At 43.2% G+C, this 17,524-nt stretch carries 17 protein-coding genes; 10 read left to right on the top strand and 7 right to left on the bottom strand.

What is annotated here, in order from left to right:
* The first annotated feature begins 53 nt into the window (after nt 1-53).
* From E1163_RS23670 to E1163_RS23640, 7 genes are all read left to right on the top strand, one after another.
* Nucleotides 54-566 carry a DUF2911 domain-containing protein gene (locus E1163_RS23670; protein WP_155175000.1) on the top strand — a complete coding sequence of 171 codons (513 nt, stop codon included), beginning with the start codon at nt 54-56 and terminating at the stop codon, nt 564-566.
* 99 nt (nt 567-665) lie between these two features.
* Nucleotides 666-1,109, top strand: a complete 444-nt coding sequence (locus E1163_RS23665; RefSeq protein WP_155174998.1) for an ATP-dependent zinc protease family protein — start codon at nt 666-668, stop codon at nt 1,107-1,109.
* The gene (gene rimK, locus E1163_RS23660; protein WP_155174996.1) at nt 1,109-2,023 is read left to right on the top strand and encodes a 30S ribosomal protein S6--L-glutamate ligase; all 915 of its coding nucleotides are present in this window, start codon (nt 1,109-1,111) and stop codon (nt 2,021-2,023) included. Before E1163_RS23665 ends, rimK begins: the two co-directional genes overlap by 1 nt.
* Nucleotides 2,016-2,957 (top strand): succinylglutamate desuccinylase/aspartoacylase family protein, encoded by a 942-nt coding sequence (locus tag E1163_RS23655; protein ID WP_155174994.1) that lies wholly within the window; start codon nt 2,016-2,018, stop codon nt 2,955-2,957. The genes rimK and E1163_RS23655 overlap by 8 nt, the downstream gene beginning before the upstream one ends.
* A gap of 12 nt (nt 2,958-2,969) precedes the next feature.
* Nucleotides 2,970-5,972, top strand: a complete 3,003-nt coding sequence (locus E1163_RS23650) for an ATP-binding protein (RefSeq protein WP_155174992.1) — start codon at nt 2,970-2,972, stop codon at nt 5,970-5,972.
* Between the two features lie 4 nt (nt 5,973-5,976).
* Nucleotides 5,977-6,963 carry a mechanosensitive ion channel family protein gene (locus E1163_RS23645; protein WP_343033938.1) on the top strand — a complete coding sequence of 329 codons (987 nt, stop codon included), beginning with the start codon at nt 5,977-5,979 and terminating at the stop codon, nt 6,961-6,963.
* A 228-nt stretch (nt 6,964-7,191) separates the two neighbouring features.
* Nucleotides 7,192-7,926: a murein L,D-transpeptidase catalytic domain family protein gene (locus E1163_RS23640; protein ID WP_155174990.1), complete on the top strand. Its 735-nt coding sequence runs from the start codon at nt 7,192-7,194 to the stop codon at nt 7,924-7,926.
* A 2-nt stretch (nt 7,927-7,928) separates the two neighbouring features.
* Here the strand turns inward: E1163_RS23640 and E1163_RS23635 are convergent, their stop codons facing one another.
* The 5 genes from E1163_RS23635 to E1163_RS23615 all read right to left on the bottom strand — a co-directional run bounded on the left by E1163_RS23635 (nt 7,929) and on the right by E1163_RS23615 (nt 12,898).
* On the bottom strand, nt 7,929-9,521 hold the full coding sequence (locus tag E1163_RS23635; RefSeq protein ID WP_155174988.1) for a L,D-transpeptidase family protein: 1,593 nt from the start codon (nt 9,519-9,521) through the stop codon (nt 7,929-7,931).
* Nucleotides 9,522-9,644: 123 nt separating this feature from the next.
* A complete protein-coding gene (locus tag E1163_RS23630; protein ID WP_155174986.1) occupies nt 9,645-10,046 on the bottom strand; it encodes a nuclear transport factor 2 family protein in 402 nt (133 codons plus the stop codon).
* A gap of 13 nt (nt 10,047-10,059) precedes the next feature.
* The gene (gene corA, locus E1163_RS23625; RefSeq protein ID WP_155174984.1) at nt 10,060-11,160 is read right to left on the bottom strand and encodes a magnesium/cobalt transporter CorA; all 1,101 of its coding nucleotides are present in this window, start codon (nt 11,158-11,160) and stop codon (nt 10,060-10,062) included.
* On the bottom strand, nt 11,160-12,032 hold the full coding sequence (locus E1163_RS23620) for a mechanosensitive ion channel family protein (RefSeq protein ID WP_155174982.1): 873 nt from the start codon (nt 12,030-12,032) through the stop codon (nt 11,160-11,162). The genes corA and E1163_RS23620 overlap by 1 nt, the downstream gene beginning before the upstream one ends.
* Complete coding sequence (locus E1163_RS23615) at nt 12,029-12,898, bottom strand: alpha/beta hydrolase family protein (RefSeq protein ID WP_155174980.1); 870 nt, start codon at nt 12,896-12,898, stop codon at nt 12,029-12,031. The genes E1163_RS23620 and E1163_RS23615 overlap by 4 nt, the downstream gene beginning before the upstream one ends.
* Nucleotides 12,899-12,953: 55 nt before the next feature.
* Between E1163_RS23615 and E1163_RS23610 the strand changes: the two genes are divergently transcribed.
* The 3 genes from E1163_RS23610 to E1163_RS23600 all read left to right on the top strand — a co-directional run bounded on the left by E1163_RS23610 (nt 12,954) and on the right by E1163_RS23600 (nt 16,412).
* Nucleotides 12,954-13,928, top strand: coding sequence for a polyprenyl synthetase family protein (locus tag E1163_RS23610; RefSeq protein WP_155174978.1), 975 nt, complete (start codon nt 12,954-12,956; stop codon nt 13,926-13,928).
* A complete protein-coding gene (locus E1163_RS23605; protein WP_155174976.1) occupies nt 13,928-14,620 on the top strand; it encodes an SDR family oxidoreductase in 693 nt (230 codons plus the stop codon). Before E1163_RS23610 ends, E1163_RS23605 begins: the two co-directional genes overlap by 1 nt.
* A gap of 799 nt (nt 14,621-15,419) precedes the next feature.
* Nucleotides 15,420-16,412: a GlxA family transcriptional regulator gene (locus E1163_RS23600; protein WP_155174974.1), complete on the top strand. Its 993-nt coding sequence runs from the start codon at nt 15,420-15,422 to the stop codon at nt 16,410-16,412.
* Here the strand turns inward: E1163_RS23600 and E1163_RS23595 are convergent.
* Together E1163_RS23595 and E1163_RS23590 are read right to left on the bottom strand one after the other, a co-directional pair.
* Complete coding sequence (locus E1163_RS23595) at nt 16,409-16,681, bottom strand: hypothetical protein (protein ID WP_155174972.1); 273 nt, start codon at nt 16,679-16,681, stop codon at nt 16,409-16,411. The genes E1163_RS23600 and E1163_RS23595 overlap by 4 nt on opposite strands.
* A gap of 24 nt (nt 16,682-16,705) precedes the next feature.
* Nucleotides 16,706-17,077, bottom strand: a complete 372-nt coding sequence (locus tag E1163_RS23590) for a VOC family protein (RefSeq protein WP_155174970.1) — start codon at nt 17,075-17,077, stop codon at nt 16,706-16,708.
* Nucleotides 17,078-17,524: the final 447 nt, after the last annotated feature.

Below are 17,524 nucleotides of genomic sequence, written 5' to 3'. Positions count from 1 at the left end.
TTTTTCAACCGGGTAACGTTAATCACATACATATTATAACCAAATAGTACATCATGAAAAAATACAACCTAACTTTCTTACTGGTAGTTATTGCCCTGATAGCCTCGCCTCAGCTTTTGGCGCAGAAAAAGATGAAAAGTCCGCCAGCCAATGCCAAAGGGCAGATAAACGGAGCTACCGTAGTTATTGATTACCACCAGCCATCAGCCAATGGCCGTACCATTATGGGTGATCTGGTACCTTATGACCAGGTTTGGAGAACGGGTGCCAACAATGCAACTACTTTTGAGGTAGACAAGGACGTGAAAATAGAAGGGCAGGCTTTGCCAAAAGGTAAATACGCACTATTTACCATACCAGGAAAGGACGAATGGACAATCATCTTCAATAAAAACCCTAACCAATGGGGAGCTTACAATTATGATGAAGCAGATGATGCCCTGAGGGTGAAAGTGAAGCCTGCAAAAACAGGTCAGTTTGTGGAGACTTTCACCATCAACCCTGAAAAAGATGGTGTAGCCATGTCATGGGAAAATACCAAAGTGAAGTTTAAAGTAACAGATTAAATTCTTTCACCGATATTCGCAGCCGGATCAACCTTGTTCCGGCTTTTTTTATTATATTTTTTTAGCACTATATTACCTGTTTATTCATATTGTTTTAAAATGAGGGAAAAACAAATTATCGGCCGCTATGATAAAATTGACCTGCCTGATCTGCATCTTTTTGAGCTGGATGCAAAAATAGATACAGGCGCATATTCATCGGCCATTCATTATCATCATGCTGAGGTTATAGAGAAAGACGGGAAAAAAGTACTGCACTTTACCCTGTTGGACCCTACCCACCCGGACTACAATGATAAGAGCTTCTATTTTGATAAATTTGAAGAAAGAAACATTAAAAACTCGTTTGGTGATTCGGAGAGGAGGTTTGTGATCAAAGCAACCATAACCCTTTTTGGTAAGAATTATGAGACGGATTTTTCACTGAGTGACAGAGGCAGTCTTAAATTTCCTATTTTGCTGGGGAGAAAACTATTGCAGAAAGGGTTTGTTGTTGATGTAGCCAAGTCCAACCTATCATATAAATTAAAAAACAAGAAATAATGCAAATTGGCATACTATCGAGAAACTCTGACCTGTATTCTACCAAAAGGCTTGTGGAGGCATCTGAACAGAGAGGACATCAGGTTGAGGTAATAGACCACTTAAAATGTACTATTGTAATGGAGCAAAATAAACCCTCCATTCTCTATCATGGACGTTCGCTGGATTATATCGATGCCATTGTCCCCAGAATAGGGGCCTCAGTTACCTTTTATGGTTCAGCAGTGGTCAGGCAGTTTGAGATGATGAAGGTGTTCACGGCCGTGGAGTCGCAGGCACTCATCCGTTCACGTGATAAGCTAAGGAGTTTGCAAATCCTGTCAAGAGCAGGTCTGGGGTTACCCAAAACCGTATTTACCAACTACTCCCGCGATACCGATGATATTCTGAATGCAGTAGGCGGCGCACCGGTGATCATTAAACTTTTGGAAGGTACTCAGGGGCTTGGTGTGGTGCTGGCTGATAATAGAAAATCCGCTGCATCGGTGATAGAGGCATTTCACGGGCTAAAAGCACGGGTGATCGTTCAGGAATTTGTGAAGGAAGCAGGAGGTGCAGATATTAGGGCGTTTGTTGTTGACGGACAGGTGGTTGGGGCCATGAAAAGACAGGCTAAGGAAGGAGAATTCCGCTCTAACCTACACCGTGGAGGTACCTCAAGCATTATAAAACTCTCCAGGAAAGAAAAAAGTACAGCCATTGAGGCAGCAAAAAAGATGGGATTGGGTGTAGCTGGTGTAGATATGTTGCAGTCGTCACGCGGACCATTAATTTTGGAAGTGAACTCGTCTCCGGGTCTTGAGGGTATTGAAAATGCTACGGGTATCGATATTGCAGGAAAAATAATAGAATACCTTGAGCGGAATGCCGGAAAGAAAAAAGGTAAAATACAAAAAGATAAAGTGAATGCCTGAAATTGTTATAGATGGGCATAAAATTGCCAGGGGCGAAGAGTTGCAGATCAATGCGCTGATCGCCCGCTTACCAACCAGGACACCCATAAACATACCCGTATTTGTAAGCAGGGCTAAAAAAGCAGGTCCTACCTTATTGCTTATGGCCGGTGTACATGGCGATGAGACCAATGGCATTGAGATCATGCGGAGGATCATCCGCAATAAATACTACAAACCCACAAGAGGCACTGTAATAGCCATACCTGTTTTTAACGTTTACGGATTTATAAACCACTCTCGTGGACTACCCGATGGAAAAGACCTGAACCGCTCTTTCCCGGGCTCTAAAAATGGTTCACTGGCCAGCAGGGTGGCTTATTTCATGACCAATGAAATACTACCGCAGGTAGATTTTGGTATCGATTTTCATACTGGTGGGGCCAGCCATAATAATTACCCGCAAATCAGGGCGCATTTTCAGTCGGAGGTGGAGTTTGAAATGGCCAAAGCTTTTGGCGCACCGTTTATAATAGAGTCTCCATTCAGGGACAAATCACTCCGAAAAACTGCAGCGCGTGCTGGTAAGCCCATACTGGTTTATGAGGGGGGAGAAACACTAAGGCTGAGAAAGCAGGTGCTGGACGTTGGTGTATCAGGCATGCTAAGGGTGATGAAGCACCTGGGAATGCGTGACGATGCTCCTGAACCGGTCTATGATCCTATATTTATAAAATCTTCCGTGTGGGTACGAGCCAAACATGCAGGGTTGCACCATGCTCACGTGCGAAATGGTAATAAAATAGAAAGGAACCAGAACCTGGGCCTGATAACAGATCCTTACGGACAATTCGAAAAAGTTATAAAATCGCCGGTCAACGGTTATGTAATAGGTATCAATAATTACCCTGTTGTAAATATGGGTGATGCTTTGCTTCATATCGGAAGCGAATAACAGGTACAAGGCATGAATACTGAGCTAAAAGATCAATATAATAAGTTTAAGCTTATCGTTGAGGGCGACTTTGTGGCGGTGCTTAACGAGAGGATAGAGGCTCAGGTTCATTTTCTTGAAGCGGTTGCCGTACTCCAGCGAAAAATAGCCTCGGAGAGTTTGCAGGCCGACAGGATCGCCGAAGGCCTCAGGAAGACCTACACCTATAAAAAGACGTTGCTGAATATCGTGGAGCAAAGATTTGAGGTTCACGAAAAGGCAAATTTTGACAATGACTTCGGCATTTTCAACCTTCATGCTACAGAATATATCGATAGCCTCGATGAGGTAGTTACCCTGCCTCAAAGCCCGGAGCGATTTAAACCTCAGCCTGGTAATTCGGCCTTACTGAGGTTTGGTAAGTGGTGGAAAAGGTTCTTTTATGCCATTTCCAAATGGCCGGAGAAAACACGAAATGGGTTCAGAAGGCTGTTCAAAAAGCAACCGGTTCCCCTGAAACCGTGGCACCATCAGGTAAAATTCAGAAAACTCACCACCTACTATCTAAAAGAGCGGCTGCCCATTGAGCTACAGGAGCTGCTCACCCGAATGTACCACGCTTTCTCTTCCTCATCCAAAGTATGCTGGGAAGTTGATGCTAAAATAGATAAGGCTTTTGAAAATTACCTGCACGGTGAAGATCATGAGTATATAGTGGACATTGCTTTGGTGGGGCGAATCGATGAAGCCATAGCAGGCCTGCATAAGTTAAGAGATGAGCTTGAGGAGGAAGCCAGGGCCATATATGAGCGTGTTTTTGAACAGTATTCACAGGCATACGAGAAAACAGGCACCATTGAACTCTCCAACAGGAGGTTCAGCTCAGGAAAAAACCGGAAACAACATAAAGCGCTTACAAGCCAGTACAGGTCACTAGCCAATGGCTGGAGCAATACATTACTGGCTTTATCCGATGACTGGGAGATAGACCTTGAGATCTATGTCATTATCTACTCCGGTCTGGAAGTGTTTTACAACACACAGAAAAACCTGAAAAACAGACTGGAGGTAGTAAGCTCTCAGAAGCTAAGCGAGATTAAAGCAATGCTGGAAGCCACAAGGGCGAATCTCCGGGAGCATGAAGGAGATACAGGGTTGAAAGAACTTATCCAAAAGGAACTGAATACGCTTAGGGAGAGCTTAACGCCGGTGCTATTACCTGAAGCCAATAACCTGATCCTGGCGCAGGACTTTCCTGCACTGGTCAACAACCTGGAATCTGAAACCGACCGGCTGATTCAGGGGATCTCCACCCGCAGGTCAGTGATGAAAGGGGAGGCGTATGACCACCCGCTTAGGACCAGTGCGCTAAACTTTGTTTCTCCATATGAGCTGATCAATTTTGAATCGTGGCCGCACTTTCAAAAGACCCTGAAAGCCGTTAAACTGTCCATTACAGATAATCTTAATGAGATTCAGAATGATATTATTGATGTAGGGCAAATTGCCGAATTCAACCTGGAGTCGGCACTTTCCCTGTTTGATGATGAAGACCGGCCTGATGATCCGGCCCTGATTGCGGCGGATGGAATAGAGCGGACTATAGAGAAGGTGGATGCCATTTCCGGTAAGCTTCAAAGCCTTCAAAAATCTATTGACGAAGACCTTCTTCAAGGCCTTGAGACTTTCAATAGCAGGCTTGTCCAGTTTACCAACAATGAAAATATTTATGATATCCGGGTTCGGATAGCCAAGGGTAAAGCACTGGACAAAAGTGCCCGGTACAAGGAGAAAGTGGTGCATAGCATTAAAAATTTTCTCCCTACCGCAATGGCGTATATCAGAGGCAGGTACCGTAAGGTGGTGGGATTTGTTATGGAAACTTCCAAAAAGATCGGTATCGCCGGTCAGCAAAAGGATATTTCCACTGAACTTGCCGACTTCCTGGCAGAGACAGAGAAGTCTATCGGGAAGCTCCCCTTTGTTTATCAGCGGCTGTTCAGAACCGAACCGCTTACGGATATTAATTTCTTTGAAGGCAGAAAAACAGAGCTGCTACAGCTCAATAATGCCTATAACAACTGGACCAAAGGGCGGTTTGCTTCGGTGGTAGTGACCGGAGAAAGGGGGAGTGGTGTTACTACTTTACTTAACTTCTTCCTCAATGACCTGTCCACAGGTAGTCAGGTACACCGCTTTTCTGTCGAAGACCATGTGGAAACCCAGGCTGAATTGGTCAATTTCTTTTCCGAACAATTTAATAGCAAGTTCCATACTTTTGATGACCTGGTGAGCTTCCTTAATCAGCACAAGCGGCTGGTAGTACTGGAGAATATCCAAAAACTCTATTTAAAGCGGGTGAATGGGTTTGCTGCATTACGACTGTTCTCAGAGCTAATCTCCCTTACCAGCAAATACACTTTCTGGGTAGTGGGCTGTACACGCTATGCCTGGGAATACCTCCATAAAACCATCGCCCTGTCAGACCATTTTAGCTATCACATTCCGTTGAAGGATTTTGATAATCAGGCTATTGTCAATATGATCAATAAGCGGCATAAGGTAAGTGGTTACAACGTGCGTTTTGAGCCGGCGCCATCCGACCTGAACCACAGAAAATTCAAAAAATTGAGTGATTCCGAGCAGCAATCCTATTTGAGGGATGGTTACTTCGCCAATCTGAATAAAATTGCCAAAAGTAACGTAAGTCTGGCGCTTATATATTGGCTTCGATCAGCCAAGGAAATCACCGGAAACACTATTGTGATCGGCTCCATGAAGGACAAGGATTTTTCTTTTATGAATAACCTGCCGGCCAACAAAGTGTTTGCCCTGGCCAATCTGCTGTTTCACGATGGGATGACAGAGGAAGGCTTCTGTAAAGTTACAGGCTTCTCTTCCGGGAAGGTACGAGGCCTTTTGCAGCCTATGTTTGAGGATGGTATTATTGTTCTCAGTAATAATAGATATCAGGTCAACCCATTGCTTTACAGGCAAACGGTGATGATGTTAAAAATGAAAAATATAATTCATTAGCAAAGTGAAAAAAATCATCATACTATACTTTCTGCTCTTTGCCTGCTATATAAGTGGGTTTGCACAAAAGCAGAATGATACGGTCCCAAAGGCTGTGGTTGTAGTATCGGCCGATAGCCTGGAAGTTAAAGTGGTGGAAGGGGACTCAGCAAAGACAGACCAGGCTGAGGGAGATAACGGTGTGGTAGAAGATGTTAAGGGTGATTTGCCACAGATTTCCAAGATTATTTCTTTAGGAAAAATATTCTGGACACTGGTTTTTATCCTTGTTGGCTTTGTTCTAGTCAGGTTTTTAGGCTCAGTGTTAGAAAAACTGGCCGAAAAAAGTACTAATTACCGGATCACGATCAAAGGACTTGTGCCGGTGGTGAAAATTTCCACCTGGCTGTTTATCATTTTCATTATTATCGCCGGTATTTTTCAGCCCAAAATAGCGACGGTGCTTGCCGTTACCGCATCTATCGGTATAGCAGTAGGTTTTGCAGCCCAGGATATCCTCAAAAATGTTTTCGGAGGCATTATGATCCTGTTCGACAGGCCTTTCCAGGTCGGTGATAAAATAGAAGCGGGCGAATATTACGGAGAGGTAGTGGAGATCGGTCTGCGCTCTACGAGGATAGTGACCCCTGACGACTCCCTGGTAAGTATTCCGAACGGGGAGTTGATGAATAAATCAGTGTCCAACTCCAATAGTGGAGCTGCTGATTGCCAGGTGGTTGCTGAAATATACCTGCCCATAACCGTAGACACGGAAAGCGTGAGGCAGGTGGCCATAGAAGCCGCCCAGGTTTCCAGGTTTATTTACTTGAACAAGCCTATTGTGGTACTTTTTTTCAATGAGGTGAAAGAGCGTAGGTCCTACCTCAAAATGCGGCTCAAGGCCTATGTTTCGGATATCAGGAATGAATTTGCCTTTAAAAGCGATATGACCGAGATTGTAATGCGGGAGCTCCTGCGCAATAAGCTCATAGACCCTGAGGATTTGAAGTAGGATACATAAATTGACTCTTCAGGATAACCTCCGGCTCTACTTTACTAACCTGAAAATTTTTCTCCATACAGTATGTTACTATACACTGGGCATGGCGTATTCAGGGATATATCTTTCGGATTTTTTCAAATATTTTTTATGAACGGAAATTATTTTTCTTCTGCTGTCGTTGCAGAGAAGGTTGGCAAATCATATCAAATTAAGTACAATTAAAAGTCTAATTCCTCTATGAAGAAAGTTTTAGTTATCACTGGATTGGTATTCCTTCTTGCAGGCAATTCTTTTTCCAACAGCATCAAACTTGACGAAAACATCTCTTTAAGCAGTTTTATTCAAAACAGCTACAGCAAACTGCAATTTGATGGTAAAAAACCGGACTTTGACATTTACAAAAAAGGACTTATAGGTTATCTGAACCTGAAAAAACAAAACAAGCTTTCCGGCTCGGGATTACTCACACTCATTGATTTTCGTCTTTCTTCCAATAAAAAGCGCCTCTGGATCATCGATCTGAAACAAAGTAAGGTGATCCATCATTCACTGGTTGCCCATGGCCGCAATACAGGAAATGAATTTGCAAAGAAATTTTCTAACGTACCCAATTCCAACAGCAGCAGTCTCGGTTTTTATATTACCGGTGAAACCTACTTTGGCAAGCACGGACTGTCTTTAAGGCTTGATGGCATTGAGCCGGGTTTTAATAACAATGCCCGCCAGAGAGCAGTGGTTATGCACGGGGCTGATTATGTAGACCCATCATATACCAAAGCCTATGGAAGGATCGGTAGAAGCTTCGGATGTCCTTCCATACCCATGAAAGGACACAAAGAGATCATAAAAAAACTGGCCAATAAGAGCTGCATGTTCATTTATTATCCGGACAAAGATTATCTGGCTAACTCAAAGCTTGCCAATGAAGCTTCTGCTTACGACGTATTGAGCAAGGCTGATTTTTCGCTGTAATATTAAATGGAAGGCGGGCCTTGCTGCATTGCCTTCCATAATATACCGTCGCGTTCATAAATATCTTTCCTGAAATTTATCCGGTCATGTTCGTCTACAAATGATGTCCAGTACAGCAGATGGACATAAATCTCCTCAGAGAGCATAACGGTAAGGTTTTTCTCTTTGCTGACTGTTTTGTCTATTTTTTCCCTCGGCCATCCTGCAGGATGGTTTTTCAGCACATACTCAGCCATGTCGATAGGTTTTGATAACCTGATACAGCCGGAGCTCAAGGCCCTGTCTGTTTTACTGAATAATTCGCGGTGATTGGTATCATGCATGTAAACGTTGTAAGCATTAGGGAAGATAAACTTCACTTGTCCCAGGGCATTGTTAGGCCCGGGATCCTGCCTGATCTGGTAAGGAAAATTTTTTGGGGTCACCTCTGCCCAGGCAATTGAAGAGGGATCAATTTCTACGTTCCCACTCACTACTTTCATGTTTTGAGCCTTTAAGTACCCAGTATTTTTCTTGATAGCCGGCAGTACATCGTTGGCAAATATTGTAGGAGGCACAGTCCAGTAAGGATTAAATACAAGGTACATCATTTTGTTACTGAACACCGGCGTTTTGCGATAGGGTTTGCCTACTACAACCGACATTTCCATTTCCAGTTGTCCGTTTTTTACTACTTCCAGCTGGTAATTGGCAATGTTTACCAGTATGTAATGCTCACCGAGATCAAGCGGTAGCCAGCGGCAGCGTTCCATATTTAAAATGATCTGCTCTATACGTTTTTCTACAGGCTCATTGAGTATGGCCAGTGTAGTTCTGCCTATAGCACCGTCAGGCTCAAGGCCATGCCGTTTTTGAAACACTTTTATGGCTTCTTCCAAAGTACTGTCAAACAAGTTCAGGCTGTCTGTCTTATCAGTGCTGATATCGCCGGTTACAAAAAGCCGGCTCCTGATCTGCTCTATCCTTGTGTCAACCATACCTGCGCGGAGTGTCTCACCCTGGTCAATAGCACGCCATCCACCATTTTTTTCGATTGTGCGATAGAGCTTTAGCGCCTTTTTTAGCCGGACGTAGGTTTTATATTTTGGTTTTAAGCCGTTCAGGCTCCTGGCAATTTTAATATCTTCCAATGATTCTGATAAAAGTAATTTCAGATCCATTTCCTTCTTGTTTACCTGCCATTCGGCCACAACCTTTTCAGGGTTCACCTTGCCTGAAAGGAGGTGGGAAGCGTACAACAGGTAAGCATCCGTAAGTAAAATATCGAGGGCAGGAGTAATGCTTGCCAGCCCTTTGTAGTTTTCTTTAAGATATTCGTAGTGATAGTCTTCGGTATACAGGCCTTCCTCCGGTGCCAGCTTGATCTGCTCTATGAGTTCTGTAATATTGTCTTCATTCGTCCAGGCACGCTGGAAACCGCGGTTGTAGTAAAATTCAGGCAGTGTCTTTTTGCAAAACAATGGCTGACCACCGATGTTGTACTCTTTGTTCTCAATGATCTTTCTCAGGTCTTCGTCAATCTGGGCCTGAGTGTGAAGGGACAAGAGTAAATAAAACGCAATAAATAGAAGGGTGTAAATACCAATTTGTTTCATTTCGGTTATTGATAAACTTTATGCATGAAATTAACCACCATAGGTTTACGGTGAAAGGATAACAATGTTTATTAGTAACGGTTTGTTAGTCAGTAATATTGATGATGCAACAGGCCGGGTTAATTATTGTGGCCGCTCAACTATAAAATAAACCTCCTGAATCTTTCCTTCACTTACTTTATAGATGGCAATAGCCCTCATGGTCGGTTTAGACTTGTCGAAAGTCACGTTTTCGTGATCTATTACCGTATGGCCTTCCACTATCCTGTTGACCAGCTCGCAGTGTAGGTCTGGCATCTTATCAAACATATCACTATATCTTTTCCGCATATTTTCCTTCCCTGTATAAAGGAGTGTAGCCGGGAAGTTGTACACTTTTACGGAGTCGCTGTAAGCAGAAAGAAAAGTCTCAATATCACGGTTGTTATAGCCGTTTAGTTGAAGGTCTGCAAGTTCTTCAGGTGTTTGTCCGAAGGTTAAAGTAGCTGCCGTCAGGACAACGATAAGGGTAAGGATTGATTTCATCTAATCTTTAAGGCTAAAGCCATTTTTTGCGTTTAAAATAAATGATCATGGCGATACTGGTGGCAATCATGATGCCCCACACTGCCGGATAGCCGTATTTCCAGTTTAACTCAGGCATATGTTGGAAGTTCATGCCATAAACACCGGCTATAAAAGTGAGCGGAATGAAGATAGTAGCCATGATGGTCAAAACCTTCATGACTTCATTCATTTTGTTGCTGATGCTGGTCATGTACATATCAGTAAGGTTGGTGACCAGGTCACGATAAGTTTCAAGGGTTTCGATAACATGTATCGTGTGGTCATATACATCGGAGAAGAAAGGCAAAGTATCTTTTTTGATCAGATGGTATTCACCCTTTGTTATCTTGCTCAATGCTTCGCGAAGCGGATAAACGGTTTTTCTCAGAAAGATGAGTTCCCTTTTCAACTGCTGGATGTCATGCAGGGTTTTTTTTGTAGGTTCGTCATATACTTCATCTTCCAGTACATCTATCCGTTCACCCACCTTTTCCAGTATAATATAATAGCTGTCTACAATCGTATCTACCAGTCTGTAAAACAAGTAATCAGCGCTTCTGCTTCTTGCCCGGTTTTTACCCGGACCTGTTTGCCTTAGCCGGTCCCGGAAGCCTTCGAACAAATCACCTTCTTTTTCCTGAAACGACAGGAGGTAATCTTTGCCCAATACGAAGCTGATCTGTTCGTAGGTTATATCTACATCGGTAAGATTGTAGAGGGTTTTGAGGGTAAAGAATATCTGATGCTCATACTCTTCGGCTTTTGGGCGATGCTCAGTGTTAAGCACATCCTCCATCAGGAGCGGATGTAGCTTGAAATGTTCACCTATTTCCTCAATCAGTTTTACGTTGTGGAGGCCGTCAATATTCACCCAGTTCACCCGGTCAGGGGAAAGCTGCTCTAATACATCTTCGGAGCTTTTGCTACAGAATTCTATAATATCCCCGCTGTTATATGATATAAGGTCTACCTGAGATTTTTCCGTTAGCTTATCACCCATAAAAATGAGTGTTCCGGGTGGCATTCCTGCTTTTGCTTTCGGGTTTTTAATGCCTATTAGTTTGGTGAGCCTGTTTATTCGAGGTAGTTGCATCAGCTATCTTTTTTCTCTTTGTAAACAATGGTACGATATGGGTACGGTATTTCTATTCCTTCTTTGTCAAATCGCTCTTTAATAGATTTATGCAGGTCGCACTTCATGGCAAAGCCGTCGGACGGATGGTTGGCCCAAACTGATGCCCGAAGGTTAACTGAGCTTTCGCCAAAGTTGACCAGTCTTACAACCACATCCGGGTTGCCGTTATCAATGTCTTCCTGCGTGCGATTGTCAATATGAAAAGGGTGCGCCATGGCCTCTTCCTGCATTATTGTCATGGCCAGATCTATGTCGGAATCATAGCTGATGCTCATAAGCACAAACATGCAGGTTTTGTCATCTGTGAGCGTTGAATTAGTTATGGTCTGCTCACTGATGATAGAGTTGGGAATGACAATGCGCCTGTTCTCAAAATTACGGATAATAGTGTGCCTGAGGGTAATATCTTCTACCGTACCGGCGTGTATCTCCCCGATATTGATGAGGTCCCCAACGCGGAACGGCTTGAATATGACAATGAAAATACCGCTTATAATATTTGAAAAGGCTGACTGAGAAGCAAATCCGACAATCGCCGCCAATATACCGGCACTGGCAAAAAGTGTAACGCCATAGGCACGCAAGGCAGGAATGGTCTGGAAAATGACTACAACTGCGAGCGTAAAGATCACGAAACTGACCGCATTTTTCAGGAAGTTGTACTTGGTAGGATCAACATTTAGTTTGGAAGAAGCACCCGTAACGAATTTGTTGAGTATCGCCCGCAATACCTTCGATAATATGAAGGCGATGACCAGTATCAGTAAAGGGACGACGACGTATTCTATAAACTTCGAATTGCTGTCCAGTAGTAGGTTCTTTATGTTCATAAATTTTTTAAAGATTCAAAAAAATCAAGTGTACGATTGAAAGCCAATTGAGCATGGTCAGGTAGTTGGTCTCTTTCATACGGATGACTGGCTCCAAAAACATGGTTGGCCTTGTCTATTAAAAGCAACGCCGACTCTTTGGCCAGGTCATGTATTTTTTCAGCATCGCTGGTACTTACCGTTTCATCTTCCGTGCCATGCACCACCAGCACCGGCCTGAGAAGGCTGCCAACAGCTTTACTGATGCTTAGCCTGTCCTGGTTCTTTTCAAGGTCTTCCACAATCTGGTATTTCATGGGCATCTCCTGTCCGGTACGCCCATTCAGGATATGTGTAACCCCCTCACGTTGCCATTCATTTAACACACTTTTAGTCCATCTGTTAAAGTCCGCTACAGCCGCCCAGGTTGCTACGGCCTTTACCCGGCTGTCTTCTGCCGTTTTTAACAATGCCAAACCACCTCCTCTGCTATGGCCCATCAAAAATAGGTGATCAGTGTCCATTTCAGAAGCAGGTATTATACATTCTTTTGAAAATAAATAATCGATCACCGTACCTGCATCATCCAGTTCGATGCTGAAATTATTTTCACTAAAGGCATCAAGATCCACAAAATCAACCGGGTGCTCCGGTGTTGTACCGTTGTGAGAGAGGTTGAATTTTACAAAAACATAGCCTGCCCGGGCCATTTCACTGGCCAGCACGTTGAAATGCCCCCAGTCTTTAAAACCCTTGAAACCGTGGATGAAAAGTATGATGGGTTTCTTCTTGCCGTCAGGGATATACCGGGCATCCGCGAGCATCCTTTTTCCGTGGTGCCGGCTGTTTAAAACTATAACATCATGTATTTTCAGCGAGTTAGTCATTTTAATATTTTGATTAGGGTGATTTCGTCAGTATAATTGTACCTCATTCGTCCATATGGCTTTAAAACTACGAGATATCAAGGCCCCAATAGCTTCAGAGATGGAGGAGTTCGAAAAGAAATTCCGCGCCTCTATGAAGACTAAAGTATTGTTGCTTGACAAAATAATGAGTTATATCGTAAAGCGCAAAGGAAAGCAAATGCGTCCTATGTTTGTTTTTCTTAGTGCAGGCACATGTGGCAGCATATCAGAATCCACCTATCGGGGGGCATCTTTAATAGAGCTTCTGCACACCGCAACACTTGTACATGATGATGTAGTTGACGATGCCAATTATCGCAGAGGCTTCTTCTCTGTTAATGCACTATGGAAGAACAAAATAGCGGTGTTGGTTGGAGATTATCTGCTTAGCAGGGGTTTGCTCCTGTCTGTAGACAATGGAGATTACGACCTGCTCAAAATAGTATCAGATGCAGTAAAACTGATGAGCGAAGGGGAGTTGCTTCAAATGGAAAAGGCCCGTCGTCTGGATATCACCGAGGAAGTTTACTATGAGATCATCAGGCAGAAAACAGCTTCGCTGATCTCCTCCTGTTGTGGCGTAGGTGCAGCATCTGCAGGCAATCAAAATGGTGCCGTACAGAAAATGCAGCTTTTTGGGGAGAAAGTGGGTATGGCATTTCAGATCAAGGACGATCTTTTTGATTATGGGGAAACCGAAGTAGGCAAACCACTGGGTATAGATATCAGGGAAAAGAAAATGACCCTGCCGTTAATCAAAGCATTGGAACAGGCCTCGTGGCTGGAGAAGCGAAAAATACTGAACCTCGTAAAAAATCATAACGACAACACCCGCAAAATCAACGAAATAATAGATTTTGTAAAAGCTTCGGGAGGTTTGGAGTATGCGCAGGGAGTGATGCAGCGTTATTACGAGGAAGCCATGGATATACTAAAAGATTTTGAAGACTCTCAATACAAAACATCTTTGAGTCAGCTCGTACAGTTTACTATTGAAAGGAATAAATAATGAAGTTGGAGAATAAAGTAGCCATTGTAACAGGTGTAAGCAAAGGAATAGGTCTGGCCACTGTAAAAATGCTTCTGGAAAGAGGTTGTAAGGTTGCAGGCTGGGGAAGAACGTCACCTGACCTGTCTGATGATAACTTTCATTTTTACAAAACCGATGTCAGGAACATTGAAGAGGTAAATAAAGCCTACGAAGCTACGGTGCAAGACCTCGGAGAAAATATAGCTATCCTGGTCAATAACGCCGGTCTTGGCTATGAGGGTGGAATAGAAAACCTTGACCCTGCACTTTGGCGCCAGATGTTTGAAACCAATGTTGATGGCATTTTCTATTGCAGCAGGCTGGTCATCCCCAATATGAAAAGCAACGACGAAGGCCACATTATTAACATTTCTTCTATAGCCGGCAATACCGGCATACCCAATATGTCCGCCTACTGCGCCACCAAGCACGCAGTAACCGGACTGTCACACTCCATGTACAAAGAGCTGAGAAACTTTGGGATCAAAGTTACCTGCATTTACCCAGGCTCTGTTAAAACCAATTTCTTCGACAAAATAGACTCCGTAGAGGTCAACGATGGCATGATGATGCCCGAAGATATCGCCAGCACCATCATTCACTGCCTGGAAACCCAAGCCAACTACCACCACGTAGATATCGAAGTAAGGCCATTGAAGCCGAAGAGATAGAGGTCTGATTTTCATCCATAATTGCTCGTGAGGGAAATTATACAAACCGTTAATGACCCTTTTCCCTTGGTCATACTGAGCCTGCGAAGTATCTAACTTAGTTTTTTGCATGAGCAGGACGGTGAGTGGTGACTTACTTAGGAAGGTTCTTCCTATCGTCAAAATGACTTGCTGAGCGGATAATAAAGCAGTGACTTGCTTAGATTCTTCCTATCCTCATACTGCAAAAGAGCAACTCCAGTCCTGAAAGGACGCTATCAATCAGCAAAAGGTGTAGCCTTTGTTAATTAATAGAAAAGGAGACCAGCCCCGAAGGGTGTAATCTCTCTGGTTTGGTATTATTACCGTTAATTCCCAGCCGAGTCTCTCGTAGAGGACTCGGCGTCCTAAGGAGCAGAAATGAGCTCTTTAGCACTTAAAGTGTCAATAGCTGACACTGCCGGACGGTCAGCGACAACTTATTTAGGAAGGTTCTTCCTGTCGTCATAATGACTTGCAGGGCGTATGAGCGCAACTCCAAGCCTTAAAGGACACTATCAATCAGCAAAAGGTGAAGTCTTTTGTTAATTAACAGAATTGATGCTAGCCCCGAAGGGGTGAAATCTCATTTTGACCGTATTACCTCTGGCAATACTTCTTAACAGCTAAACTTTTCTATAAAACTTCATTATCAGGACTATACGATTTACACACCACCTCCGGGTGTAAATACGGCAAATCCACGGGTTGATTGCGACACAGGTGTTTTGTAGCTTTACCTTTATGAAAATCAGGTAAATCATCCTTAAACCGTACTCCTATGAAGCATATCTCAATACTTATCCCCAAAGGGCAAACCAGCCTGGTCAATATAGAAGGCTCGCATCAGATATTTTCGATGATCAATAATTTTTTACATGATATGGGCAAGCCACCGATTTTTAAGGTTCATTTGGTAGGCCTTGCCAGGGAGACGAGGCAGGCCAGCGGGCTGTTTACCATTAACCCGGATACACTCCTCAAAGAAGTGACGAAAACAGACCTGATCATTATCCCCGCGATATATGGTGATCCGCAACAGGTGATCTCTGATAATGAAGAATTTATCCCCTGGATCATACAGCAGTACAAGGCAGGAGCCGAAGTGGCCAGCCTTTGTATTGGTGCTTACTTTCTTGCAGCTACCGGGCTGATTGATGGCAAACAATGCGCCACACATTGGCAGCATGCAGAAAATTTCAGGAGGATGTTCCCCCAGGTGGAACTGGTAGACGATAAGATCATGACAGAAACGGATGGCATTTATACCAGTGGCGGCGCTTATTCTTACCTGAACCTGCTTTTGCACCTCATTGAGAAGTTTGCCGGACGTGAGTTGGCGGTACTGACCTCAAAGGCTTTTATGATTGATATCAATAAAACCAGCCAGTCTCCTTTTATAATCTTTCAAGGGCAGAAAACACATGAGGATGAAACTGTAAAAAAAGCCCAGGAGTATATAGAAGATAATTTTCAGGACAGGATCACTGTCGATCAGTTATCAGGGATGTTTGCTATGAGCAGGAGAAGCTTTGAACGAAGGTTTAAGAAGGCAACATGCAATACAATAACGGAGTACATCCAGCGGGTAAAGGTAGAGGCAGCTAAAAAGAGCTTTGAAACCAGTCGTAAAAATATCAATGAAGTCATGTACGACGTAGGGTATTCTGACACAAAAGCTTTCAGAACGGTATTTAAAAGGATCACCGGCTTATCACCGATAGAGTATAGGAACAGGTACAATAAAGAGGCTGCCGTTGCTGCAGCCATTTAATTTTTCTCTCTGTATAAACTCCGGAATATCGGGTGACCAAATGAAGGAACAATGTCAGGTAAAACCTCGGCAGTGTGTCCTTCTGCTTTTAATAGTCTTATTAATTTATCCGGCTGGATTTCGCTATTTATACTCTGTACCCTAAGTATATTATCACAATCATCCAGGTCAAAATTGGCCATCACGTCTGCAAAACTATTGTGGATCAGTGAAATCAAAGCTTCAGCTTCCTTCTGTTCCTTTACACTGGTTTTAAAAACTTCTACCATATCATCAATCGTTGCAGATAAAAATTATTCACCTTCTATCACGGATAGAATATTTCCTGCCGGGTCTTTGAACCAGGCAATATTTGGGCCTTCTCCTCTAAAGATGCCTTTCTCATCTGTTTTGAGTTCTCCTTCATATTGCTCAAACCTGATTCCTCCCTGGCTCAATTTGTCTACCGTTTTTTCAATGTCGTTAACAGAAAAATTAAGTACAGTAAAACCTGCCGGAGAGTGATCTGGCTTTGGGTATATCAGCACCCTGTGACCGTCAGCTATATTTAACTCTATAAACCCCATGCTATCCTCAGAGACATCTAGCTTAAGGGTATCGCTATAAAATCTTTTAGCCGCATTAAGATCATCGACTGAGAAACTGCTGAAAGCTGTATCTAACATAATTAACATGTTTAAGTGAAAAACTATGACTGTGGCCTGCCTGATTAACAAAATTCAAAGGCATACGATTTTTACAGACCCTATTTTTTTGATATAAAACAAAGCTATATGAATTTATTGACCTGTAAGGGGTGCAAATACGGCAATCCAAAGGGGTGAATGAGTCAATGCAGGGTAGGTGCCGTTAGAGTTTAAATATACTCAAGGCCAACTTACTTTTTTGGAAAATATCTCTAATGAGAGACCACTTGGTATGGAGTTCGCTAATCCGGTTCTCCGCTTTGCTACGCCTTTCAGTAAGCTTATGTTCATCACAAATGAACCCTCTTTACGACTCATTCAATGCTGTTAAGATAAGGCCGGATTATATAATTATGTATGGTATCAATTAAGTAAATACGCGAATTAAAAACATACCTATCTCCAAATGCTTGCATGTGCGCCAAG

The sequence above is a fragment of the Fulvivirga kasyanovii genome, from assembly GCF_009711405.1.
In the GTDB taxonomy this organism is placed as follows: Bacteria; Bacteroidota; Bacteroidia; order Cytophagales; family Cyclobacteriaceae; genus Fulvivirga; species Fulvivirga kasyanovii.
This window is presented reverse-complemented; position numbering and strand designations above follow the sequence as displayed.

Bases quoted from the DNA above. Each gene is read 5' to 3' on its own strand.
- E1163_RS23620 (WP_155174982.1), bottom strand. From the start codon at position 12,032: ATGAACATAAAGAACCTACTACTGGACAGCAATTCGAAGTTTATAGAA.
- E1163_RS23610 (WP_155174978.1), top strand. From the start codon at position 12,954: ATGGCTTTAAAACTACGAGATATCAAGGCCCCAATAGCTTCAGAGATG.
- E1163_RS23615 (WP_155174980.1), bottom strand. From the start codon at position 12,898: ATGACTAACTCGCTGAAAATACATGATGTTATAGTTTTAAACAGCCGG.
- E1163_RS23635 (WP_155174988.1), bottom strand. From the start codon at position 9,521: ATGAAACAAATTGGTATTTACACCCTTCTATTTATTGCGTTTTATTTA.
- E1163_RS23655 (WP_155174994.1), top strand. From the start codon at position 2,016: ATGCCTGAAATTGTTATAGATGGGCATAAAATTGCCAGGGGCGAAGAG.
- E1163_RS23650 (WP_155174992.1), top strand. From the start codon at position 2,970: ATGAATACTGAGCTAAAAGATCAATATAATAAGTTTAAGCTTATCGTT.
- E1163_RS23630 (WP_155174986.1), bottom strand. From the start codon at position 10,046: ATGAAATCAATCCTTACCCTTATCGTTGTCCTGACGGCAGCTACTTTA.
- E1163_RS23640 (WP_155174990.1), top strand. From the start codon at position 7,192: ATGAAGAAAGTTTTAGTTATCACTGGATTGGTATTCCTTCTTGCAGGC.
- E1163_RS23665 (WP_155174998.1), top strand. From the start codon at position 666: ATGAGGGAAAAACAAATTATCGGCCGCTATGATAAAATTGACCTGCCT.
- corA (WP_155174984.1), bottom strand. From the start codon at position 11,160: ATGCAACTACCTCGAATAAACAGGCTCACCAAACTAATAGGCATTAAA.
- E1163_RS23600 (WP_155174974.1), top strand. From the start codon at position 15,420: ATGAAGCATATCTCAATACTTATCCCCAAAGGGCAAACCAGCCTGGTC.
- E1163_RS23670 (WP_155175000.1), top strand. From the start codon at position 54: ATGAAAAAATACAACCTAACTTTCTTACTGGTAGTTATTGCCCTGATA.
- E1163_RS23605 (WP_155174976.1), top strand. From the start codon at position 13,928: ATGAAGTTGGAGAATAAAGTAGCCATTGTAACAGGTGTAAGCAAAGGA.
- E1163_RS23590 (WP_155174970.1), bottom strand. From the start codon at position 17,077: ATGTTAGATACAGCTTTCAGCAGTTTCTCAGTCGATGATCTTAATGCG.
- rimK (WP_155174996.1), top strand. From the start codon at position 1,109: ATGCAAATTGGCATACTATCGAGAAACTCTGACCTGTATTCTACCAAA.
- E1163_RS23595 (WP_155174972.1), bottom strand. From the start codon at position 16,681: ATGGTAGAAGTTTTTAAAACCAGTGTAAAGGAACAGAAGGAAGCTGAA.